Source organism: Aeromonas sp. s3 (assembly GCF_040907805.1).
GTDB classification, from domain to species: Bacteria; Pseudomonadota; Gammaproteobacteria; order Enterobacterales; family Aeromonadaceae; genus Aeromonas; species Aeromonas dhakensis.
Map to the genome: position 1 here is coordinate 74,730 of NZ_JBFOCQ010000028.1, position 19,740 is coordinate 94,469.

The window sequence follows — 19,740 nt, forward strand, 5'->3', positions numbered from 1 at the left end:
CCCGGGTAGTCGCAACCTGTGTTACTGAAATTTCAAACTATAACGGAGAGTCCCTATGGCAGGTCACAGTAAATGGGCCAACATCAAACACCGCAAGGCGGCGCAAGACGCCAAGCGCGGCAAGATCTTCACCAAGCTGATCCGCGAAATCACCACCTCCGCGCGTCTCGGTGATGCCGACCCGGCCAACAACCCGCGCCTGCGTGCGGCGGTGGCGGCGGCCCTGACCAGCAACATGACCCGTGACACCATCAACCGTGCCATCGCCCGTGGGGCCGGCGGTGGTGACGGCGAGCAGCTCGAAACCATCGTCTACGAAGGTTACGGCCCGGCCGGCTCCGCCGTCATGGTGGAGTGCCTGACCGACAACCGCAACCGCACCGTGGCCGAAGTGCGTCACGCCTTCAGCAAGTGCGGCGGCAACCTGGGTACCGATGGCTCCGTGGCCTACCTGTTCACCAAGAAGGGTGTACTGACCTTCGTGGGCGCCGATGAAGATGCCCTGATGGACGCCGCTCTGGAAGCCGGTGCCGACGACGTGGTGACCGAAGAAGATGGCACCATCGAGGTGTACACCACCCCGAACGACTTCGGCACCGTGCTGGATGGTCTGGAAGCCGCCGGCCTCAAGCCCGAGAGCGCCGAAGTGACCATGATCCCTTCCACCGAAGCGGAGCTGGATGCCGAGACCGCGCCCAAGCTGATGCGCCTCATCGACATGCTGGAAGATCTGGATGACGTGCAGGAGGTGTACCACAACGGTTCCATCTCCGACGAAGTTGCCGCCACCCTGTAATCAGGTCGGCAATATTCCTCGAAACGGCAGCCTCGGCTGCCGTTTTTTTTCATCCGTATAACCCGCATCGACCCGCCCTTCGGCCAGAACAGGCCCCGCCTTAATTCTCCCTTAAGTTTGGTTTTCTACCCTGCCTGCGTCCCGGGGCCCTCGCGCCCACGGCCGGTCTGCACCTCGGGAAGAGGGCGCCGGCGCGGAAGATCCAAAGAGGGGCTGTTGCCAAGCCCCCTGTCTTGTCTGGTTTGTCGGAGTATCGTTATGCGTATCACCTTGGGTGTGATGAAGGTGAATCTGTTGTTGGTGCTGCTGTTTGCACTGCTCTTCAACTGGCCCATTTTCCTCCACTTCTACACCATTCTTACCAAGCTGGAACACGTCAAGGCGGGCTTCGTCGTCTCGATCCCCTTCGTGCTGCTGGCCGCGCTCAATGCGGTGTTCCTGCCCTTTACCTTTCGCTATCTGCTCAAGCCCTTCTTCGTGCTGCTGATCCTGATGGGATCCGTGGTCAGCTACGCCATGCTGAAATACGGGGTCATCTTCGACGTGAGCATGGTGCAGAACATCGTCGAGACCAACAGCGGGGAGGCAGCCTCCTACCTCAATGGTTCCGTGTTGCTCTGGTTCGCGCTGACCGGCCTGCTGCCGGCCTTGGCCCTGCTGTGGGTGAAGATTGACTATCCCCGTCCCTGGTACAAGGGGCTGGGCCTGCGGCTCGGCTCCATCGCCCTCTCCTTGCTGCTTCTGGTGGGGGTGGCCGCCCTCTATTACCAGGATTACGCCTCGGTCGGGCGCAACAACAAGTCCCTCGGCAAGGAGATAGTGCCCGCCAACTATGTGCACGGCCTCTATCGTTACGCCACCGACATCCTGTTCGCCACCCCGATCCCGTATCAGCAGCTGGGCACGGACGCCAGGGTGGTGGGGCAGGGCAGCAAGCCGACCCTGATGTTCCTGGTGGTGGGGGAGACGGCGCGCAGCCAGAACTACTCCCTCAACGGTTACGGCAAGGCCACCAACAGCTTCACCGCGAGGGAATCGGGCATGGTCTCGTTTCGCAACGTGCGCTCCTGCGGCACCGCCACCGCGGTCTCGGTGCCCTGCATGTTCTCCAACCTGACGCGGCGCGGCTATGACGACACCCTGGCCCAGTCCCGCGACGGCATGCTGGATGTGCTGCAGCACGCTGGGGTCTCCGTGCTGTGGAAGGAGAACGACGGCGGCTGCAAGGGGGTGTGCAAGAACGTGCCCACCATCGAGATCGAGGCCAAGGATTTTCCCCAGTACTGCCAGAAGGGATCCTGCTACGACGAGGTGATGCTGGAGGGGCTGGATCGGCAGATCGCGCAGATGAAGGGCAACAAGCTGGTGGCCTTCCACCTGATGGGCAGCCACGGCCCGACCTACTATCGCCGCTATCCCGCCAGTGAACGGACCTTCGTGCCGGACTGCCCGCGCAGCGACATCGAAAACTGCACCAATGAAGAGCTGGTCAACACCTATGACAACACCATCCGCTACACCGACAAGGTGGTGGCCCGTCTCATCGACAAGCTCAAGACGCTGGAGAAGGATTACAACGTGGGGCTGGTCTATCTGTCGGATCACGGCGAATCCCTCGGGGCCATGGGGCTCTACCTGCACGGCACCCCCTACAAGTTCGCGCCGGACGATCAGACCAGGGTGCCGCTGATGACCTGGTTCTCCCCCCAGTTGCAAGCCGACCGTCAGCTGGATATGACCTGTCTGCAGCAGGAGGCGGCCAGCAAGCGCTTCTCCCACGACAATTTGTTCCACTCCATGCTGGGGATCATGGATGTGCAGACTCAGGTCTACAACGGCGCGCTGGATCTGTTCAAGCCGTGCCGGGCGGTGTGAACCGGCGAAAGCGACCAATAAAAAAACGGCAGCCACTGGCTGCCGTTGTTGTTTCGCAAGGCCTCGGCCCTACTTCTGCTCCATGATGATCTGCAGCAGGTCTCCCTCCAGCAGGGCCCGCTTCACCAGGGCGAAACCACCGACGGTGGGCTGATTCTGGAAGCGTGCCTTCACGATGGGCAGGCCACGGTGGAAGCTCGGCAGCGACTGGTGCTCCACGCAGCGGCGGATGGCCGGGAACAAGATCTCTTCGGCGGCGGTGATTTCGCCGGCGATCAGCACTTTCTGCGGGTTGAACAGGTTGACCGTGATGGCCACCGCCCGTCCCAGATGCTCACCCACGTTCTCGATCACGCTGCGGGCCAGCTCGTCACCGGCCATGGCCGCCTTGCACACCTCCTGGATGGTGATGTGCTTCTCCTGCAGCGAGCTCAGGTGGCCGCGGCTGATGAGCTCCTTCACCTTGTCGACGATGGCTTCGTTGGAGGCGATGGTCTCGAGGCAACCGAAGTTGCCGCAGTGGCAGCGCTTGCCGAGCGGCTCGACCTGGATGTGGCCGATCTCGCCGACGTTGCGGTTCTGACCGAGGAACACCTTGCCCTTGGTGATGATGCCAGAACCCGCCCCCTGGTGGACGCTCACCAGAATGGAGTCCATGCAGTCGCGGGACTCGCCGAAGAAGTGTTCGGCCAGTGCCAGCGAGCGGGTGTCGTTACCCACGTAGCAGGGCAGGTTGAAGTGGTTTTCCAGCAGCTTGGCCAGCGCCAGATTGCGGATCTGGTACTTGGGGGTATAGATGACCATGCCCGATTCCGGATTGACCAGGCCCGGCATGGTCAGCGCGATGCTGATGAGGTTTCGGCTGCGATCCTGCTGGGAGTCGATGAAGGCACCGATCTCCCGCAGCAGCATGTCGACCACCGGCTGTTGCTCGATCTCGGTCACCTGGGTGACATGCTGGTCGAGCTCCTTGCCGTCGAGATCATAGAGACTCAGCTGCAGGTAGCCGCGGCCCAGCTTGGCGGACACAAACTGGAAGCGATGCTTGATGGTGGTCAGGGAGATGGCGCGCCGTCCACCGGTGGAGGCTTGCGGCGAGGTCTCCTTGATCAGGCCATGCTCGATCAGTTGCCGGGTGATCTTGGTCACGCTGGCCGGGGCCAGCTGACTCAACTCGGCAATTTTGACCCGCGAGATGGGCCCCTGCAGGTCGATGAGCCGATACACGGCTGCACTGTTGACCTGCTTGATAAGATCTACGTTTGCTATTTGTCCGCCAGTCATAGTGTCACTGTGTTGTGTAGTGTCCGTTAACCACGGTCCCGCAGACCGTGAAGGCCTGATCAAAGACAGTCAGGTTGGCTATTTTTCCGACCTGGATACTACCGAGACGTGAGTCCCATCCAATGGCGCGTGCAGGGTAAAGGGTGGCCATTCTCAGTGCTTCATCGAGCGGTAATCCGACCTGTTTGACCAGATTTTCCACCCCCTCGATCATGGTGAGGGCAGAGCCGCCGAGTGTACCATTCTCGTCGACGCACTGACCATCGCGGAAATAGACGGTTGCGCCACAAAAATCAAACTTCTCAAAGCCTTCCGGTGCCCCTGCCGGTGCGGTTGCGTCGGTGACCAGCACCAGTCGTTCCCCCAGCATCTTGTGCGCGAGACGCACGTTGGCCCAGTGCACGTGATGGCCGTCGACGATGACGCCGGCGTAGACATCCTTGCGATCATAGATGGCACCCACCACGCCCGGCTCGCGGCCGTTCAGGGTCGGGGTCATGGCGTTGTAGAGGTGGGTGGCGAAGCGAATGCCGCTGTCAAAGCCCGCCATGGCCTGATCGTAATTGGCGGCGGTGTGGCCGGCGGAGACCAGAATGCCGGCCTCCACCAGACGACGGATGTGCTCGGGCTTGTTGCGCTCCGGCGCCAGAGTGATCTTGGCGATGGCATCCGCGTTGGCGCAGAAGAAGTCGATCATCTCGTCGGCGGGCTGGCGGATCTGCTCGGCCGGGTGGATCCCCTTGCGCTTGAGGTTGGTGTAGGGCCCTTCCAGGTGCACGCCAAGGACTTCGTTGGGGTGCGCCGCCATGTAGTCGCGGGTGACGGCGACGGCCTGCTTCATGTCCGCATCCGGACTGGTGATCAGGGTCGGCAGGAAGCTGGTGGTACCGGATTTGAGGTTGGCGGCCTGCATGGTCGCCAGGGTCTCGGTGGTGATGTGGCCGTTGAACATGACGCCGCCGCAGCCGTTGAGCTGCACGTCGATGAAGCCGGGGCAGAGGTTGGCACCCTTGAGGTCAATCTGTTCGATGCCGGCCGGCAGTTCGGCCTGGTGGGAGATGGCGACAATCTGGTCGCCTTCGATCACCACCCCGTAACCGGTCAGCACGCAGCTGCCGGTGTAGAGGGTGCAGTTGGTCAATGCGTACATGGTGACTCCTTACAGACGGCCGATGTTGGCGGCTTCGAGCTGCTGGAAGTAGCGTACCGTCTTGACCTTGAGCTCCATGGTGGAGGGCTCGTCACACACCATCATTCCCTTCGGATGCAGCTGCAGGGTGGAGATGGTCCACATGTGGTTGACGCTGCCTTCCACCGCGGCCTGCAGGGCCTGCGCCTTGCCGTGACCGGTCACCAGGATCATGATCTCCTCGGCATCCATCAAGGTGCCGACGCCCACGGTCAGCGCCAGCTTGGGCACCTGCTCCATGTCGCCGCCAAAGAAGCGGGAGTTGGCGATGCGGGTGTCTTCGGTCAGGGTCTTGACCCGGGTGCGGGAGGCCAGGGATGAGGCCGGCTCGTTGAATGCGATGTGACCGTCATTGCCGACGCCGCCCATGAACAGGTGGATCTTGCCGTAGGACTTGATTTTGTCTTCGTAGCGCTTGCACTCGGCCAACAGATCCGGCGCGTTGCCGTTGAGGATGTTGATGTTCTCGGGGCGAATATCGATGTGGCTGAAGAAGTTGTTGTGCATGAAGCTGTGGTAGCTCTCGGGGTGGTCTTCCGGCAGGCCGACGTACTCGTCCATGTTGAAGGTGACCACGTTCTGGAAGCTCACCTCACCGGCTTTATGCAGTTCAATCAGGCGCTTGTAGGTGTTGAGCGGAGTGCCGCCAGTGGGCAGGCCCAGTACGAAGGGGCGATCGGCAGTGGGTTTGAACGCATTGATACGGTCAACGATGTAACGGGCGGACCACAGCCCCACTTGGCTGGCAGATTTCAACGGGATCAGGCGCATTGTAGATACCTCTGTACGGGTTGCGGCCGGGATGTCGGCGGCAAGAAGAGCGGGACGGATTTAAGTTGTTTTATAGCGTAAATAAAGATTGCGAACTAAGCCACATCTATCCGCCACCTTTATCTCGTTTGGGTGATAATGATCACGATTACAGGTTTATTAATTTGCGCAGCGAAATAAAAGCCCTAGACTGCCAATCAAGCCTTGATGGCTTATGCGTCAAACGTGATAAGCACTTAATTTCTAGAAAAACATTAACTAAGGAGAGGAACCGTGAACATTCTCGGTTATTTGCAAAAGATCGGCCGGGCCTTGATGGTGCCGGTAGCGGTATTGCCTGCCGCCGCGATCCTGATGGGGGTTGGCTACTGGATTGACCCGAATGGTTGGGGTGGTGACAGCGCGCTGGCCGCCTTCCTGATCAAGGCGGGTGCGGCCATCATCGACAAGATGGCAATCCTGTTCGCCGTGGGTGTTGCCTATGGCATGTCCAAAGACAAAGATGGTTCTGCCGCGCTGGCCGGTCTGGTCGGTTTCCTGGTGGTGACCACCTTGCTGAGCCCGGGCGCGGTATCACAAATCCAGCAGATCCCGCTGGACCAGGTGCCTGCTGCATTTGGCAAGATTGAGAACCAGTTCATCGGTATCTTGACCGGTGTGATCGCGGCCGAGCTCTACAACCGTTTCAGTGGTGTGGAACTGCACAAGGCACTGGCCTTCTTCTCTGGTCGTCGTCTGGTGCCGATCGTGACCTCCGTGGTGATGATCGTGGTCTCCTTCGTCCTGATGGCTGTCTGGCCGGTCATTTACGGTGGTCTGGTGAGCTTTGGTGAATCCATCGTCAACCTGGGCTCCACCGGCGCCGGTATCTACGCCTTCTTCAACCGTCTGCTGATCCCGATTGGTCTGCACCACGCCCTGAACTCCGTGTTCTGGTTCGACGTGGCCGGCATCAACGACATCCCGAACTTCCTGGGCGGTCAATCCTCCATCGACGCCGGCAAGGCGGTCGTGGGTGTGACCGGCATGTATCAGGCCGGCTTCTTCCCCATCATGATGTTCGGTCTGCCGGGCGCCGCACTGGCCATCTACCACTCCGCCAAGAAAGAGAACAAGGACAAGGTTGCGTCCATCATGATCGCCGCCGCCTTTGCCTCCTTCTTCACCGGGGTGACCGAGCCGCTCGAGTTCTCCTTCATGTTCGTGGCGCCGGTACTGTACGTCATCCACGCGTTCCTGACCGGTATCTCCGTGTTCATCGCCGCCTCCATGCACTGGATTTCTGGCTTCGGCTTCAGTGCTGGTTTTGTCGACATGTTTATCCAGTCACGTAACCCGCTGGCGACCCACTGGTACATGCTGATCCCGCAGGGTCTGGTGTTCTTCGGCCTCTACTACGTGGTCTTCCGCGCAGTGATCGCCAAGTTCAACCTGAAAACCCCGGGTCGTGAAGATGACGAAGCGGTACCGGTACAGGCTCAAACCACTGACCGCACCGAGCTGGCCAAGCAATACCTGGAAGTGCTGGGCGGCCAGGAGAACCTGGTGACCATCGATGCCTGCATCACCCGTCTGCGTCTGACCCTGAAAGACCGCAGCATCGTTGACGAGCGCAAGCTCAAAGCCCTGGGCGCGGCCGGTGTGGTCAAGCTCGGTGAGCAGAACCTGCAGGTGATTCTGGGCCCATTGGCCGAAATCATCGCAGGTGAGATGAAGGCCCTGCGTTAATCGGGCGCCAAGCTCGCCTCAAGTCTAAGTCCATTGTTGACATAACTAAGGGCCCCGCCTCGGGGCCCCATATAAAAAAAGCCAAGAAAATCCAACCTTTACTTCAAATGAGAGCAGCAGTTATGAACTTGAAACATTCTCTGTTAGCCATTGCCATGTCTACCGTTTTCGCCGGTCCGGCACTTGCAGCCGATGCCGCCAAGCAAGCCGTGGTCGACGCCCTCGCCAGCAACCTGGTGGTCAAGTATGAAGTCGTCACCAACGACGGTGCCGGCGCCGGCCTCGACTGCCAGGCGCTGGGCTCCGAGTGGGCGAGCTGTGGCGTTGCCAAGCTGCACCTGACCAATACCGGTGCTGACGTTACCTCCAAGGACTGGAGCATCTATGTCTCCTCCATCCGTCGCATCCAGCGGGTGGACAACGACCAGTTCACCATCACCCACCTGACCGGCGACCTTTATCGTTTGACGCCGACCGAGAAGTTCCAGGGCTTTGCCAAGGATGCCACGGTTGAAGTGCCGCTGGTGGTGGAGTACTGGGTATTGTTCGAATCTGACATCATGCCGAACTGGTATGTCGCCAGCGAAGGGGCCGAGCCGAAAGTGCTGGCCAGCATGAGCAACATCGACGATGCCACCACCTACGAGAAGCCGATGCCGGCCGACGGCTGGAAGCGCACCAAGGATGACAACAACATCCTGATGAACAGCGAAACCCGTTTCGCCGCCAACCAGACCAGCACCTTGTTGCCGGCTGGCAAGGTCGACAACCAGATCCTGCCGACCCCGATGAAGCAGGTAGTGAAAGCCGGCCCGCAGGTCGACTTCTCCACCATCAAGCTCAATGCCCTGGACTTGCCGAGCGATCGTGCCGAAGCCCTGAAGGCTCAACTGACCAAGCTGGGTGTTACCCTCTCCGATACCGGCTACCCAGTGACCATCAAGCTCGGCAGCAAGCTCAAGCAGGCCGAAGGCTACGACATGACCATCGGCAAGAAGGGCACCGTCATTCAGGGGCACGACATCGAAGGTGCCTTCTGGGGTGCCCAGTCCCTGATCTCCCTCTTGGGAGTCAACGACAAGCTGGTGAGCCAGATGACCGTCGAGGATGCCCCGCGCTTTGAATACCGCGGCATGCAGACCGACGTGGCCCGTCACTTCAGAAGTCCCGAGACCCTGAAGAAGCTGGTGGATCAGATGTCTGCCATGAAGCTCAACGTGCTGCACCTGGGACTGACCAACGATGAAGGCTGGCGTCTGGAGATCCCGGGCCTGCCGGAGCTCACCGACGTCGGCAGCCAGCGTTGCCACGACGAGTCCGAAACCAAGTGTCTGATGCCGCAGCTGGGCTCCGGCCCGACCAGCGACAACCAGGGTTCCGGTTTCTACAGCAAGGCCGACTACATCGACCTGGTACGCTATGCCAAGGCCCGCGGTGTGACCGTGATCCCCGAGATCAACATGCCGGCCCACGCCCGTGCCGCTGTGGTTTCCATGGAAGCGCGTTACAAGCGTCTGATGGCTGAAGGTAAAGAGACCGAAGCCAACCAGTTCCGTCTGACCGACCCGGCCGATACCTCCAACGTCACCTCGGTGCAGTTCTACGACAAGATGTCTTTCATCAACCCCTGCCAGCCGGGCGCCGCCACCTTTGTGGCCAAGGTGATGGACGAAGTGGCCCAGATGCACCAGGCCGCCGGTCAACCGCTGACTGCATGGCACTACGGTGGTGACGAGGCGAAGAACATCATGCAGGGCGGTGGTTACCAGGACCCGGCCGTCACCAAGAAAGAAGATCTGGTGGCCTGGAAGGGCAACGTCGACTCCAGCAAGCAGGACAAGCCGTTCGGCAAGTCCCCCATGTGCCAGAAGATGGTGGATGAGGGCAAGATCAAGGACGTGGCCGAGCTGCCGGTCTACTTCGCCAAGGAAGTGAGCGAGATGGTCAAGGGCCACGGCTTCTCCACCCTGCAGGCGTGGGAAGATGGTCTGAAGTACGCCACGGATGCCAGCGTGTTTGCCACTGACAAGACCCGGGTCAACTTCTGGGAAACCCTCTACTGGGGTGGTTTCAACGAAGCGATGAAGTGGGCGCACAAGGGCTATGATGTGGTGCTCTCCAACCCGGATTACCTCTACTTCGACTTCCCGAACGAGGTACACCCGGCCGAGCGCGGCTACTACTGGGCCACCCGCTTCAACGACACCCGCAAGGTGTTCGCCTTCGCCCCGGAAAACCTGCCACAGAACGCCGAGACCTCGGTTGACCGCGACGGCAACGCCTTCGTGGCCAAGGGTGACCAGGATCCGGTCAAGTTCAAGGGGATCTCCGGTCAGCAGTGGAGTGAAACCGTGCGTACCGACGCGCAATACGAGTACATGGTCTACCCGCGTATCTTCTCCATGGCCGAGCGTGCCTGGCACAAGGGGGGCTTCGAGCTGGACTACGTGAAGAACCGCGAGTTCTCCGGTACCACCAAGTTTGTCAACAAGGCCACCCTGAACAAGGAGTGGAACCAGTTTGCCAACGTGCTGGGTCAGCGCGTGCTGCCGAAACTGGATCAGGCCGGGGTGGAATACCGCCTCTCCGTACCGGGCGCCAAGGTGGTGAACGGCGTGCTTGAAGCGAACGTGGATCTGCCGGGCCTGCCCATCCAGTACAGTCTGGATGGCAAGAGCTGGAGCGCCTACGACGCAGCCGCCAAGCCGAGCGTCAACGGCAAGGTCTACCTGCGCACCACCAGTTTCGATGGCAAACGCACCAGCCGCGTCACCGAGCTGAACTGATAGCCCTCAATCCATAACGCAAGGTGGGTCGCAAGACCCGCCTTTCCCAAGGACGATGGTCATCGGGCTTGGGAAAGGTTGACTGTGCGTGTGAGCCTTTGTTGTGTGTGTATTGTCTGTTTTTGTTTTTCATCACCTTGAACCCCGCCGCGTGCGGGGTCTTTTTTTCGCCAGTCAGTCAAACCGGCCACCAGGGCGGGGCGTTTTGCTGCGCCAGTACCCCGAAACGGGCAAATTCAGGTTGAGACAGGGCGCGTAATGAGGGATCATATCCGGCTTGACGGCGGGGGGTTGAGGGTGCCAGCCGGCACAACTTCCGCCAGTGACGCATTTTTGAGGTGAGCCATGAGTCAGGCGAACAGCCCAACTAACTTTATTCGTCAGATCATTGATGAAGATCTGGCCAGCGGTAAGCACTCCAGTGTGCATACCCGTTTTCCGCCCGAGCCGAACGGTTATCTCCATATCGGTCACGCCAAGTCCATCTGCCTGAACTTCGGCATCGCCCGCGACTACCAGGGCCAATGCAACCTGCGCTTCGACGACACCAACCCGGTGAAGGAAGATATCGAGTACGTTGAGTCCATCAAACAGGACGTGCAGTGGCTCGGCTTCCAGTGGAACGGCGAGATCTGCTACTCCTCCGACTATTTCGACAAGCTGCACGGCTATGCCATCGAGCTCATCGAGAAGGGGCTGGCCTACGTAGACGAGCTCTCTGCCGAGCAGATGCGTGAATACCGCGGTACCCTGACCGCGCCGGGCAAGAACAGTCCGTTCCGCGATCGCAGCGTGGAAGAGAACCTGGCCCTGTTCGAGAAGATGAAGAACGGCGAGTTTGCCGAAGGCACCGCCTGCCTGCGTGCCAAGATCGACATGGCTTCCCCTTTCATGGTGATGCGTGACCCCGTCATCTATCGCATCAAGTTTGCCCACCACCACCAGACCGGTGACAAGTGGTGCATCTACCCGATGTATGACTTCACTCACTGCATCTCGGACGCCCTGGAAGGGATCACCCACTCGATCTGTACGCTGGAGTTCCAGGACAACCGTCGCCTGTACGACTGGGTGCTGGACAACATCACCATCGACTGCCACCCGCGTCAGTACGAGTTCTCTCGTCTGAACCTCGAATACACCGTCATGTCCAAGCGCAAGCTGAACCTGCTGGTGACCGAGAAGCACGTGGACGGTTGGGACGATCCGCGCATGCTGACCGTCTCCGGCCTGCGCCGCCGCGGCTACACCCCGGCCTCCATCCGCGAGTTCTGCAAGCGCATCGGTGTCACCAAGCAGGACAACATCGTCGAGATGAGCATGCTGGAAGCCTGCATCCGCGAAGATCTCAACGAGAATGCCCCGCGTGCCATGGCCGTGCTGCATCCGGTGAAGGTGGTCATCGAGAACTTGGCCGCCGATGAAGTGCTGACTGCACCGGCGCACCCGAGCAATGCCGAGATGGGTACCCGCGAGTTGAACTTCACCCGCGAGATCCTCATCGATGAAGCGGACTTCAAAGAAGAAGCCAACAAGCAGTTCAAGCGTCTGGTACTGGGCAAGGAAGTGCGCCTGCGCAACGCCTATGTCATCAAGGCTGAGCGGGTCGAGAAGGATGCGGACGGCAAGGTCACCTGCATCTACTGCTCTTACGATCCCGAGACCCTGGGCAAGGATCCGGCCGATGGTCGCAAGGTGAAGGGGGTGATCCACTGGGTCAGCGCCACTCACTCCCTGCCGGCCGAAGTGCGCCTCTACGACCGCCTGTTCAAGGTGCCGAACCCGGGTGCCGAAGAGGACTTCGAAGCGGCCCTGAACCCGGAATCCCTGGTGATCATCGAGGGTGCCCGCGTGGAAGCTTCCCTCAAGGATGCCAAGCCGGAGCAGGCTTACCAGTTCGAGCGTGAAGGGTATTTCTGCGCCGACAACAAGCTCTCCAGCCCGGAGCACCTGGTGTTCAACCGCACCGTGGCCCTGCGCGACGTGTGGGGCAAGGCCGAGGCCTGATGAAGGAGGGCAGGGGAGACCCTGCCCTTTCTTGTCCGGAATATGGGCATAAAAAAGCCAGCATCATGCTGGCTTTTTTATTGCGCGGGTTCTGCCAATCAATCGTCGTGCTTGCAGTCGCCGGCGGCGCAGTGGCCATAGAGATAGAGGCTGTGATTGGTCAGACGGATGTTGTGCTTCTTGGCGATCTCGGTCTGGCGCTGCTCGATCACCTCGTCGGAGAACTCGATCACCTTGCCGCAGTCGAGGCAGACCAGGTGGTCGTGATGTTCCTGGGTGGCCAGCTCGAACACTGACTTGCCCCCTTCGAAGTGGTGACGGGTGACGATACCGGCATCATCAAACTGGTTGAGAACGCGGTAGACGGTAGCGAGACCAATCTCTTCACCCTGGTCGATCAGTCGTTTGTACAGATCTTCCGCACTGGTGTGCTGGCAGTCCGGCTGTTGCAGGATTTCCAGGATCTTGACACGGGGCAAGGTGATCTTGAGCCCGGCCTTTTTTAACGCTTGGTTGTTGTCTGCCATTTCTATTTATTCGCATTCTCGAAGGTGTGGTTATTCTGATTGACTGCCGCTGTAATGGCAACCACGAACTCGCTTGGCCTGTCATTATAGGTCGTAGCTCACCTAAAAATAAACCCAGTAATTCAAGGGCTTTAGCGCGATCGACCGCCTATCCACGAATTGTGCGGATTGTGACGGCGGCTTGCTCACCCGCCGAATGTTGATAAAATGTAACCTTCTTCACTCTGGTCGGATGAGATCCATGGATTGGCTTTTTGACAACGCGGCCTGGGTGCGCCGCGCCCTCAACGCCTGGCCCCCCTTCTGGGGCGCGGGCATCAAGATAGAGACATTGAGCGATGATTTTCGCTTCTGCCGGGTCACCCTCAAGTCCCGCTGGTGGAACAAGAATGCCAACCGCACCCAGTTTGGCGGCAGCATGTTTGCGATGACCGATCCCATCTATCCACTGATGTTGATGGGCTATTTCAGGAACCGTTATTACGTCTGGGATAAGGCGGGCAGCATCAACTACATCAAGCCGGGCAAGGGCAAGCTGGTGGCCGAATTCAACCTGACCGATGGCAAGCTGGCCGCCATAGTCGCGGCGACCGAAGGGGGAGACAAGCACTTTCCCGAGTTCGAGGTGACGGTACAGGATGGCCAGGGCGAGCTGGTGGCCCAGGTCAAGCGCACCCTCTATGTGCGGGCCAAGCCCGAGCACAGGGGTGGCGAGAGCGTATGAGCCAGAAAACAACAAGGGCCCCGCGGGGCCCTTGTTGTCAGAGGTGCTGGCAAGCGTGGATCACTCCAGCTCGGCCAGGCACATCTCTTCATGCAGCTGTTTGCACCAGCCCTTGACGCGCTCGGCAGTCATCTCGGGTTGGCGATCTTCGTCGATGCCCAGACCCACGAAGTGCTTGTCGTCCACCAGCGCCTTGGAGGCTTCGAACTCGTAACCGGCGGTCGGCCAGTGGCCGATGACGATGGCGCCTTTGGCTTCGACGATGTCACGCAGGGTGCCCATGGCGTCGAGGAAGTACTCGGCATAATCTTCCTGATCGCCGCATCCGAAGATGGCGACCAGCTTGTTGGTGAAGTCGATCTCTTCCAGCTCGGGGAAGAAGTCGTCCCAGTCGGCCTGGGCTTCGCCATAGTACCAAGTCGGGATACCGAACATCAGTAGATCGAAGCTGTCGATGTCGGCCTTGCTGCTCTTGGCAATGTCACGGACTTCAATCAGTTGTTTGCCCAGTTCTTTCTGGATCATCTTGGCGACAGCTTCGGTATTACCGGTATCGCTGCCGAAAAACAGACCTACACTAGCCATAGTGTTTAGTTACCCGTATCTGGTGTTAATGCTTAACGGTCAGATTGCGATGCCTGCTGCATGTGCAGACTCAATCTGTTGCTTCAGGATAGATTGGATCAGCTCGGCTCGGCTGACGTTCTGTTGTAACGCAAGTTGGTTCAGGCGCTCCAGCAATTCGGCCTCCACCTTTAACTCTACCCGCTTCAAGCCGTTCTCTCGATCGCGCTTGAGCTGGTTGCGCTTGTTGATCTTGAGCTGGGTCTCGCGGGGGAGTGGGTTGGTCTTTGGCCTGCCGGGGCGCTTTTCGTTTGCGAACAGATCCAGTGTTGTTCGATCAGTTTGCTGTTTGGCCATACATCACAGATGGAAATAAGTTAGCCGATGCCTGAGCCTTCCCAGCCCAGTTCGATCAGCCCCTTGGCGACAAAACCTGCACAACCCAGGAAGAGTACCAACCAGACGATGAATCGGCCGAAACGGGGCACATTGCCGCGTTTGAGCACGTCCTGAATGGCCAGGCCAATCAATACGAAAATGGCCACAAAGAATAACTTCAGGCCCAGACTCTCGATCAGGTCGATATGTTCACTTAGCATGGATTGCGCACACTCCTTATGACGGGCGCACTATATCACAAAGGATTTGAAACTGTTAACCGCCTGTCGACAGGAAATCCACAACCAGTTTGTTGAACAAAACCGGCTTTTCCGCGTGCAGCCAGTGACCGGTGCCGGCGATGACCCGGGCCTTGGCAGCGGGAAATTGCGCCATCACGGTCTCGGTATGCGCGGGCAGCATGTAGTCGGAATCGCCCCCCTTGATGAAGAGCGCAGGCCCCTCGAAACGGCTCTGTGGATCGGGCCAGCCCATGATGTTGGCGTAGTTGCGCTCAAGGGCCGGCACGTTGAAACGCCAACCCCAACCCGACTCCCCCTTGGCGAAGGACTTGAGCAGGAACTGGCGCACGCCGGCGATCTCGACATGCTCGGCCAGGATGGCTTCTGCCTCGCTGCGGCTTTGCGGAGCCTGTTCGAGCGTGGCATTGAGGCCGGCAAACACGTTCTGGTGGCGGGCGTGAGGGTAGGCGACCGGCGCTATGTCGGCCACTACCAGCCTGGCGACGCGGGTCGGCGCCTGCTTGGCAACTTGCATGGCCACCTTGCCCCCCATGGAGTGGCCCACGAGCGCCACCTGTTCAAGCCCCAGCTGATCGAGCAGGGCGAGCAGGTCGGCGGCCTGGGCCGGGTAGCTCATCTCGTCGGAGTGAAAGGAGGCGCCGTGGTTGCGCAGATCGACGCTGATGACCCGGTATTGTTCGCTCAGCGGGCGTGCCAGCAGGCCCAGGTTGTCTAGGCTGCCGAACAGCCCGTGGATCAGCACGACGGGTTGGCCCTGGCCCTGCTCCTTGAAGTTCAATAATGGGTTTTGTTGCAAAATGACACCTTGTCGGTCGTGAGTACGTTGCTCGCCATGATTTAACGCACTGGAAAGAAAAGGATTTCACTCATCACGGAGCAAAAAAGTGTGGTTTTTTTCCTAAAAAAAAGCCAGCCAGATCGGCTATCAGTGCGACGGATCACACACTTGGGCCGCTATTATGCCGTATTCTCGATGAGATTCATGCACATCTGTCCGCCCCTTGCTTGGGCTGCCGGGTTTGCCTATGTATAATCGCCGCATCCGAATTTCGACGAGTCCAGCGCATCCCTATGAAAACCATCGAGCTTGATGACGATCTCTACTTCTATATCGCCAGCCAGACCCGGCACATCGGTGAGAGTGCCTCCGATATCCTGCGCCGCCTGCTGGAACAGCCCGCCCGCCAGGCCTCGCCGGTCGCAGCAGAGGTGACGGCAGCTCCGTCGCCCACCGTGGCCGACGCCATGGGGCTGGAAACGCTGCTCGATTCCGGCGAGCTGCAAAAAGAAGAGAAGTCCATCAACCGCTTCATGCAGGTGCTCAGTACCCTCTACCGGGATGATCCGGTCGGGTTTACCCAGGCCACCGAAATCAAGGGGCGCAAGCGCGTCTATTTCTCGCGGGATCCCGATGCCCTGCGCGCCAGCGGCAGCACCACCAAGCCCAAGCAGGTGCCACAGACCCCGTTCTGGGTGATCACCAACACCAACACCAGTCGCAAACAGAACATGGTGGCCCAGCTGATGGCCAGCATGGGGTATGGCGACGAGGTGATTGCCCGGGTGTGCGGCGCAATCTAACGGTTCATCAGACTCAGGCCTTGCCGGGCAAGGCCGCCATCAAGCAAGGACAACGCCATGGCACAGCATTCCCACGCCGGTCAGCCGGCCCGTTTGAGCGACCTGACCAACATTCCCCGTCTGGTCAGCGCCTACTACCTCAACAAGCCGGACATGAGCCGCCCCGAGCAGCGGGTTGCCTTCGGCACCTCTGGCCACCGCGGCAGCGCCTTGCACAATGCCTTCACCGAATCCCACATCCTGGCGGTGACCCAGGCGCTGGTGGAGTATCGCCAGCAGGCCGGCATCACGGGCCCGCTGTTTGTCGGCATGGACACCCACGCCCTGTCTGAATCCGCCTTTGCCAGTGCGGTGGAAGTGCTGGCCGCCAACGGCGTCGAGACCCGCATTCAGGCCGGCCTCGGCTTTACCCCGACCCCGGTCATCTCTCACGCCATCCTGCGCCACAATGCGGGCAAGCCTGCCGCGCGCGCCGACGGCGTGGTGATCACCCCGTCCCACAACCCGCCGGAAGACGGTGGCTTCAAATACAACCCGCCCCACGGCGGCCCTGCGGAAGGGGAGATCACCAAGTGGGTGGAGGATCGCGCCAACGCGATTCTGGAAGCGGGTCTGGCCGGCGTGAAACGGATGCCGTTCGCCGAGGCCCTCAAGAGCCCGTTCGTGGCCCTGCACGACTATGTCACTCCCTATGTGGATGACCTGAAGAACGTGCTGGATATGGAGGCCATCAAGCAGGCCGGCATCAAGATCGGTGTCGATCCGCTGGGCGGCTCCGGCGTCGCCTACTGGGACGTCATCGCCAAGACCTATGGTCTGAACATCGAGGTGGTGAACTACAAGGTCGACCCGACCTTCTCCTTCATGACCCTGGATAAAGACGGCAAGATCCGGATGGACTGCTCCAGCCCGTTTGCCATGGCCAGCCTGATCGCCCTCAAGGACAAGTTCGACATCGCCCTTGGCAACGACCCTGACTACGACCGTCACGGCATCGTCACCAAGTCGGGCCTGATGAACCCGAACCACTATCTGGCGGTGGCGATCCAGTATCTGTTTACCCATCGCATTGGCTGGTCTGCCGATGCGGCCGTCGGCAAGACGCTGGTCTCTTCCTCCATGATCGATCGGGTGGCCGGCGAGATTGGCCGCACCCTCAAAGAGGTGCCGGTCGGCTTCAAGTGGTTCGTGGATGGCCTCTACAGCGGCGAGTTCGGCTTTGGCGGCGAGGAGAGCGCGGGCGCCTCCTTCCTGCGCAAAGACGGCACCGTCTGGACCACCGACAAGGATGGCTTCATCCTGGCGCTGCTGGCAGCGGAAATTCTGGCGGTCACCGGCAAGGATCCGCAGGCCCACTACGATGCGCTGGAAGCCAAGTTTGGTCGCTCCAGCTATCGTCGCATCGACGCCCCGGCCAACAGCGCCCAGAAAGCGGTGCTCTCCAAGCTGGATCCGGCGCTGGTGGAAGCCTCCACCCTGGCCGGTGAGCCCATCGTCGCCAAGCTGACCAAGGCGCCGGGCAACGATGCCGCCATCGGCGGCCTCAAGGTGGTGACCGAGAACGGCTGGTTCGCGGCGCGCCCCTCCGGTACCGAGTCCATCTACAAGATCTACATGGAGAGCTTCAAGGGCGAGGCGCACCTGGACCTCATCCAGCAGGAAGCCCAGCAGATCGTCTCCGCCGCACTGGCCAAGGCCGGGGTCTGAGTTCGACTCATCCCCCTGCGGAATGTGAAAGAGGAGCCTTGATGGCTCCTCTTTTTTATTGCGCTTGAGCTGGATGGGTCGTGCTCACGGCTTGCCGCACTGGTCGGTGCACGCCCGGCGGGCCTGCCAGCGCTTGAAGAAGGGGCGGGCAGGCAGCTTCATCAGAAACAGTGAGGCCAGGATCACCCCGATGCCGAGCCATTGGCGAGCATCCAGCGTCTCGCCCACCATCAGCACGCCGCAGGAGACCGCCACCATGGGGTTGGTGAGGGCCAGCATGCCCATCACCTCCGGGCCGTGGCGCTTGAGCCCCCACAGCCAGGCCCAGTAGGCCAGCGCCGTATTGAGCAGGATCAGCCAGAGCAGACCAGGAGCGCTTGCCGGCTGTGGTAGCGGCATGGGGCCGGCCAGCCACCAGGCGAGCGGGATCAGCATCAGGCCGCCCAGCAGCAGTTGCCAGGCGGTCAGCGCCAGCAGATCGCTGACCGGCCAGTGGCGCATCCAGCGGCTGGACTGACCGATGAGCAGTGTGGCCAGCAGGGCGCAGGTCACGCCGACAGGATCCAGATTGGCGGAAGGGTTGAGCAGCAACAAGACCCCGCCCAGCCCCATCAGGCCCAGCAGCAGCCATTTCAGGGACGGCCTGACGCCATCCTGCAGCCAAGCCAGCAACATCAAGACCAGTGGCAGGGTGGCACCGAGCGTACCCGCCACGGCCCCGGGCAGCCGGAAGGCGGCCACGAACAGCAGGGCGAAGAAGGCGGCGATGTTGCAAAACGCCAGCAGGCTCTGCTTGCCCCAGGACAGGGGGGGCAGGCGCGGGTGCACCAGCAACAGGAGCAGGCCGGCTGGCAACGCCCGCCATACCGCCACCCAGTAGGGGGAGTAGTCGGTCAGGTAGAGGCTGACGACGGCATAGGTGCTGCCCCAGAGCAGGGGGGCCAGCAGGGCGATCAGCATGGGCATGTATTTGTCTCTTTATGAAGTATCTTTAAGTAAAGATAAACTAGCCTCTAATTGGTTTACCATCAAGTATCTCGATAAAAAGATAAGTGGCCGAAGATGGAATCAGATCATGTAGACCTGCTGCTGGCCCAGTGGGCCCGGCAGCGACCGGATCTCGACTGCTCTCCCATGGGGGTGCTGGGACGGGTGGCGCGAATGGCGGCGATCGCCGGACGGGAGGTGAGCGAGGAGCTCAAGGAGTGCGGCCTGCTTGGCAGCGACTTCGACATTCTGGCGACCCTGCGCCGGGCCGGCGAACCGCTCACCCCGACCGTGCTCTATCAATCCGCCATGTTGAGCTCGGGGGCCATGACCGCCCGCCTCGACAAACTGGCAGAGCGGGGCTTGATCGAGCGTCAGGCCGCCCCGAGCGATCGGCGCAGCCTGCTGGTCTGCCTGACCGACGCGGGTCGGGAGTTGGTTGACCGGGCGGTGGAGCGGCACGTGGCCAACGAGCGGCGCCTGCTGGCGCCATTGACCCAGGCCGAGCAGGAGCAGCTGGCCGCCCTGCTCAAGCGCTGGCTGCTGGAAAACGAGTGACCCCCTGAGCGGTCG

18 protein-coding genes are annotated in these 19,740 nt (G+C 60.4%); 9 read left to right on the forward strand and 9 right to left on the reverse strand.

Annotated elements, in window-relative coordinates; all coding sequences use genetic code 11:
* Positions 1-55 precede the first annotated feature (55 nt).
* Both AB5Y98_RS15420 and AB5Y98_RS15425 read left to right on the forward strand, forming a co-directional pair.
* Positions 56-796 (forward strand): YebC/PmpR family DNA-binding transcriptional regulator, encoded by a 741-nt coding sequence (locus AB5Y98_RS15420; RefSeq protein WP_368232221.1) that lies wholly within the window; start codon positions 56-58, stop codon positions 794-796.
* Between the two features lie 258 nt (positions 797-1,054).
* The gene (locus AB5Y98_RS15425) at positions 1,055-2,671 is read left to right on the forward strand and encodes a phosphoethanolamine transferase (RefSeq protein WP_368232222.1); all 1,617 of its coding nucleotides are present in this window, start codon (positions 1,055-1,057) and stop codon (positions 2,669-2,671) included.
* A gap of 69 nt (positions 2,672-2,740) precedes the next feature.
* Here AB5Y98_RS15425 and AB5Y98_RS15430 read toward each other — a convergent pair whose 3' ends face one another.
* Genes AB5Y98_RS15430 through nagB form a run of 3 tightly spaced genes read right to left on the reverse strand, consistent with a single transcriptional unit; the run spans position 2,741 to position 5,915 of the window.
* On the reverse strand, positions 2,741-3,955 hold the full coding sequence (locus AB5Y98_RS15430) for an ROK family protein (RefSeq protein ID WP_010634486.1): 1,215 nt from the start codon (positions 3,953-3,955) through the stop codon (positions 2,741-2,743).
* Between the two features lie 4 nt (positions 3,956-3,959).
* Complete coding sequence (nagA, locus tag AB5Y98_RS15435) at positions 3,960-5,105, reverse strand: N-acetylglucosamine-6-phosphate deacetylase (RefSeq protein ID WP_017783866.1); 1,146 nt, start codon at positions 5,103-5,105, stop codon at positions 3,960-3,962.
* 9 nt (positions 5,106-5,114) lie between these two features.
* Complete coding sequence (gene nagB / locus AB5Y98_RS15440; protein WP_368232223.1) at positions 5,115-5,915, reverse strand: glucosamine-6-phosphate deaminase; 801 nt, start codon at positions 5,913-5,915, stop codon at positions 5,115-5,117.
* Between the two features lie 273 nt (positions 5,916-6,188).
* On the opposite strand from nagB, the gene nagE reads away from it, so the two are divergent.
* From nagE to glnS, 3 genes are all read left to right on the forward strand, one after another.
* Positions 6,189-7,643, forward strand: coding sequence for an N-acetylglucosamine-specific PTS transporter subunit IIBC (gene nagE / locus AB5Y98_RS15445; protein WP_017766091.1), 1,455 nt, complete (start codon positions 6,189-6,191; stop codon positions 7,641-7,643).
* 122 nt (positions 7,644-7,765) lie between these two features.
* Complete coding sequence (locus AB5Y98_RS15450; RefSeq protein WP_368232224.1) at positions 7,766-10,429, forward strand: beta-N-acetylhexosaminidase; 2,664 nt, start codon at positions 7,766-7,768, stop codon at positions 10,427-10,429.
* A 345-nt stretch (positions 10,430-10,774) separates the two neighbouring features.
* Positions 10,775-12,436 carry a glutamine--tRNA ligase gene (gene glnS, locus AB5Y98_RS15455; RefSeq protein ID WP_025201933.1) on the forward strand — a complete coding sequence of 554 codons (1,662 nt, stop codon included), beginning with the start codon at positions 10,775-10,777 and terminating at the stop codon, positions 12,434-12,436.
* A 98-nt stretch (positions 12,437-12,534) separates the two neighbouring features.
* Here the strand turns inward: glnS and fur are convergent, their stop codons facing one another.
* Positions 12,535-12,963, reverse strand: a complete 429-nt coding sequence (fur, locus tag AB5Y98_RS15460) for a ferric iron uptake transcriptional regulator (RefSeq protein WP_005299160.1) — start codon at positions 12,961-12,963, stop codon at positions 12,535-12,537.
* A 241-nt stretch (positions 12,964-13,204) separates the two neighbouring features.
* On the opposite strand from fur, the gene AB5Y98_RS15465 reads away from it, so the two are divergent.
* Positions 13,205-13,687 (forward strand): DUF4442 domain-containing protein, encoded by a 483-nt coding sequence (locus tag AB5Y98_RS15465; protein ID WP_162519935.1) that lies wholly within the window; start codon positions 13,205-13,207, stop codon positions 13,685-13,687.
* A 60-nt stretch (positions 13,688-13,747) separates the two neighbouring features.
* Here the strand turns inward: AB5Y98_RS15465 and fldA are convergent, their stop codons facing one another.
* Genes fldA through AB5Y98_RS15485 form a run of 4 tightly spaced genes read right to left on the reverse strand, consistent with a single transcriptional unit; the run spans position 13,748 to position 15,670 of the window.
* Positions 13,748-14,272, reverse strand: coding sequence for a flavodoxin FldA (gene fldA / locus AB5Y98_RS15470; protein ID WP_005299167.1), 525 nt, complete (start codon positions 14,270-14,272; stop codon positions 13,748-13,750).
* A 39-nt stretch (positions 14,273-14,311) separates the two neighbouring features.
* Positions 14,312-14,608, reverse strand: coding sequence for a LexA regulated protein (gene ybfE, locus AB5Y98_RS15475; RefSeq protein WP_005299169.1), 297 nt, complete (start codon positions 14,606-14,608; stop codon positions 14,312-14,314).
* A 20-nt stretch (positions 14,609-14,628) separates the two neighbouring features.
* Positions 14,629-14,850, reverse strand: a complete 222-nt coding sequence (locus AB5Y98_RS15480) for a DUF2788 domain-containing protein (protein WP_005299172.1) — start codon at positions 14,848-14,850, stop codon at positions 14,629-14,631.
* 55 nt (positions 14,851-14,905) lie between these two features.
* A complete protein-coding gene (locus AB5Y98_RS15485; RefSeq protein WP_017781825.1) occupies positions 14,906-15,670 on the reverse strand; it encodes an alpha/beta fold hydrolase in 765 nt (254 codons plus the stop codon).
* A 293-nt stretch (positions 15,671-15,963) separates the two neighbouring features.
* Here AB5Y98_RS15485 and seqA point away from each other — a divergent pair, with 293 nt between their 5' ends.
* Complete coding sequence (seqA, locus tag AB5Y98_RS15490; protein ID WP_005299178.1) at positions 15,964-16,473, forward strand: replication initiation negative regulator SeqA; 510 nt, start codon at positions 15,964-15,966, stop codon at positions 16,471-16,473.
* 57 nt (positions 16,474-16,530) lie between these two features.
* The gene (gene pgm, locus AB5Y98_RS15495) at positions 16,531-18,180 is read left to right on the forward strand and encodes a phosphoglucomutase (alpha-D-glucose-1,6-bisphosphate-dependent) (RefSeq protein ID WP_368232225.1); all 1,650 of its coding nucleotides are present in this window, start codon (positions 16,531-16,533) and stop codon (positions 18,178-18,180) included.
* Between the two features lie 84 nt (positions 18,181-18,264).
* Here pgm and AB5Y98_RS15500 read toward each other — a convergent pair whose 3' ends face one another.
* On the reverse strand, positions 18,265-19,146 hold the full coding sequence (locus tag AB5Y98_RS15500; RefSeq protein ID WP_017786564.1) for a DMT family transporter: 882 nt from the start codon (positions 19,144-19,146) through the stop codon (positions 18,265-18,267).
* Between the two features lie 96 nt (positions 19,147-19,242).
* Here AB5Y98_RS15500 and AB5Y98_RS15505 point away from each other — a divergent pair, with 96 nt between their 5' ends.
* Complete coding sequence (locus AB5Y98_RS15505) at positions 19,243-19,725, forward strand: MarR family winged helix-turn-helix transcriptional regulator (RefSeq protein ID WP_017786565.1); 483 nt, start codon at positions 19,243-19,245, stop codon at positions 19,723-19,725.
* The last annotated feature ends 15 nt before the right edge of the window (positions 19,726-19,740 follow it).

Excerpts from the sequence above, each read along its gene's own strand:
- fldA (WP_005299167.1), bottom strand. The coding sequence starts at position 14,272 with ATGGCTAGTGTAGGTCTGTTTTTCGGCAGCGATACCGGTAATACCGAA.
- seqA (WP_005299178.1), top strand. The coding sequence starts at position 15,964 with ATGAAAACCATCGAGCTTGATGACGATCTCTACTTCTATATCGCCAGC.
- AB5Y98_RS15505 (WP_017786565.1), top strand. The coding sequence starts at position 19,243 with ATGGAATCAGATCATGTAGACCTGCTGCTGGCCCAGTGGGCCCGGCAG.
- pgm (WP_368232225.1), top strand. The coding sequence starts at position 16,531 with ATGGCACAGCATTCCCACGCCGGTCAGCCGGCCCGTTTGAGCGACCTG.
- glnS (WP_025201933.1), top strand. The coding sequence starts at position 10,775 with ATGAGTCAGGCGAACAGCCCAACTAACTTTATTCGTCAGATCATTGAT.
- AB5Y98_RS15430 (WP_010634486.1), bottom strand. The coding sequence starts at position 3,955 with ATGACTGGCGGACAAATAGCAAACGTAGATCTTATCAAGCAGGTCAAC.
- AB5Y98_RS15450 (WP_368232224.1), top strand. The coding sequence starts at position 7,766 with ATGAACTTGAAACATTCTCTGTTAGCCATTGCCATGTCTACCGTTTTC.
- nagB (WP_368232223.1), bottom strand. The coding sequence starts at position 5,915 with ATGCGCCTGATCCCGTTGAAATCTGCCAGCCAAGTGGGGCTGTGGTCC.
- AB5Y98_RS15500 (WP_017786564.1), bottom strand. The coding sequence starts at position 19,146 with ATGCCCATGCTGATCGCCCTGCTGGCCCCCCTGCTCTGGGGCAGCACC.
- nagA (WP_017783866.1), bottom strand. The coding sequence starts at position 5,105 with ATGTACGCATTGACCAACTGCACCCTCTACACCGGCAGCTGCGTGCTG.
- AB5Y98_RS15420 (WP_368232221.1), top strand. The coding sequence starts at position 56 with ATGGCAGGTCACAGTAAATGGGCCAACATCAAACACCGCAAGGCGGCG.
- AB5Y98_RS15465 (WP_162519935.1), top strand. The coding sequence starts at position 13,205 with ATGGATTGGCTTTTTGACAACGCGGCCTGGGTGCGCCGCGCCCTCAAC.
- AB5Y98_RS15425 (WP_368232222.1), top strand. The coding sequence starts at position 1,055 with ATGCGTATCACCTTGGGTGTGATGAAGGTGAATCTGTTGTTGGTGCTG.
- fur (WP_005299160.1), bottom strand. The coding sequence starts at position 12,963 with ATGGCAGACAACAACCAAGCGTTAAAAAAGGCCGGGCTCAAGATCACC.
- ybfE (WP_005299169.1), bottom strand. The coding sequence starts at position 14,608 with ATGGCCAAACAGCAAACTGATCGAACAACACTGGATCTGTTCGCAAAC.
- AB5Y98_RS15480 (WP_005299172.1), bottom strand. The coding sequence starts at position 14,850 with ATGCTAAGTGAACATATCGACCTGATCGAGAGTCTGGGCCTGAAGTTA.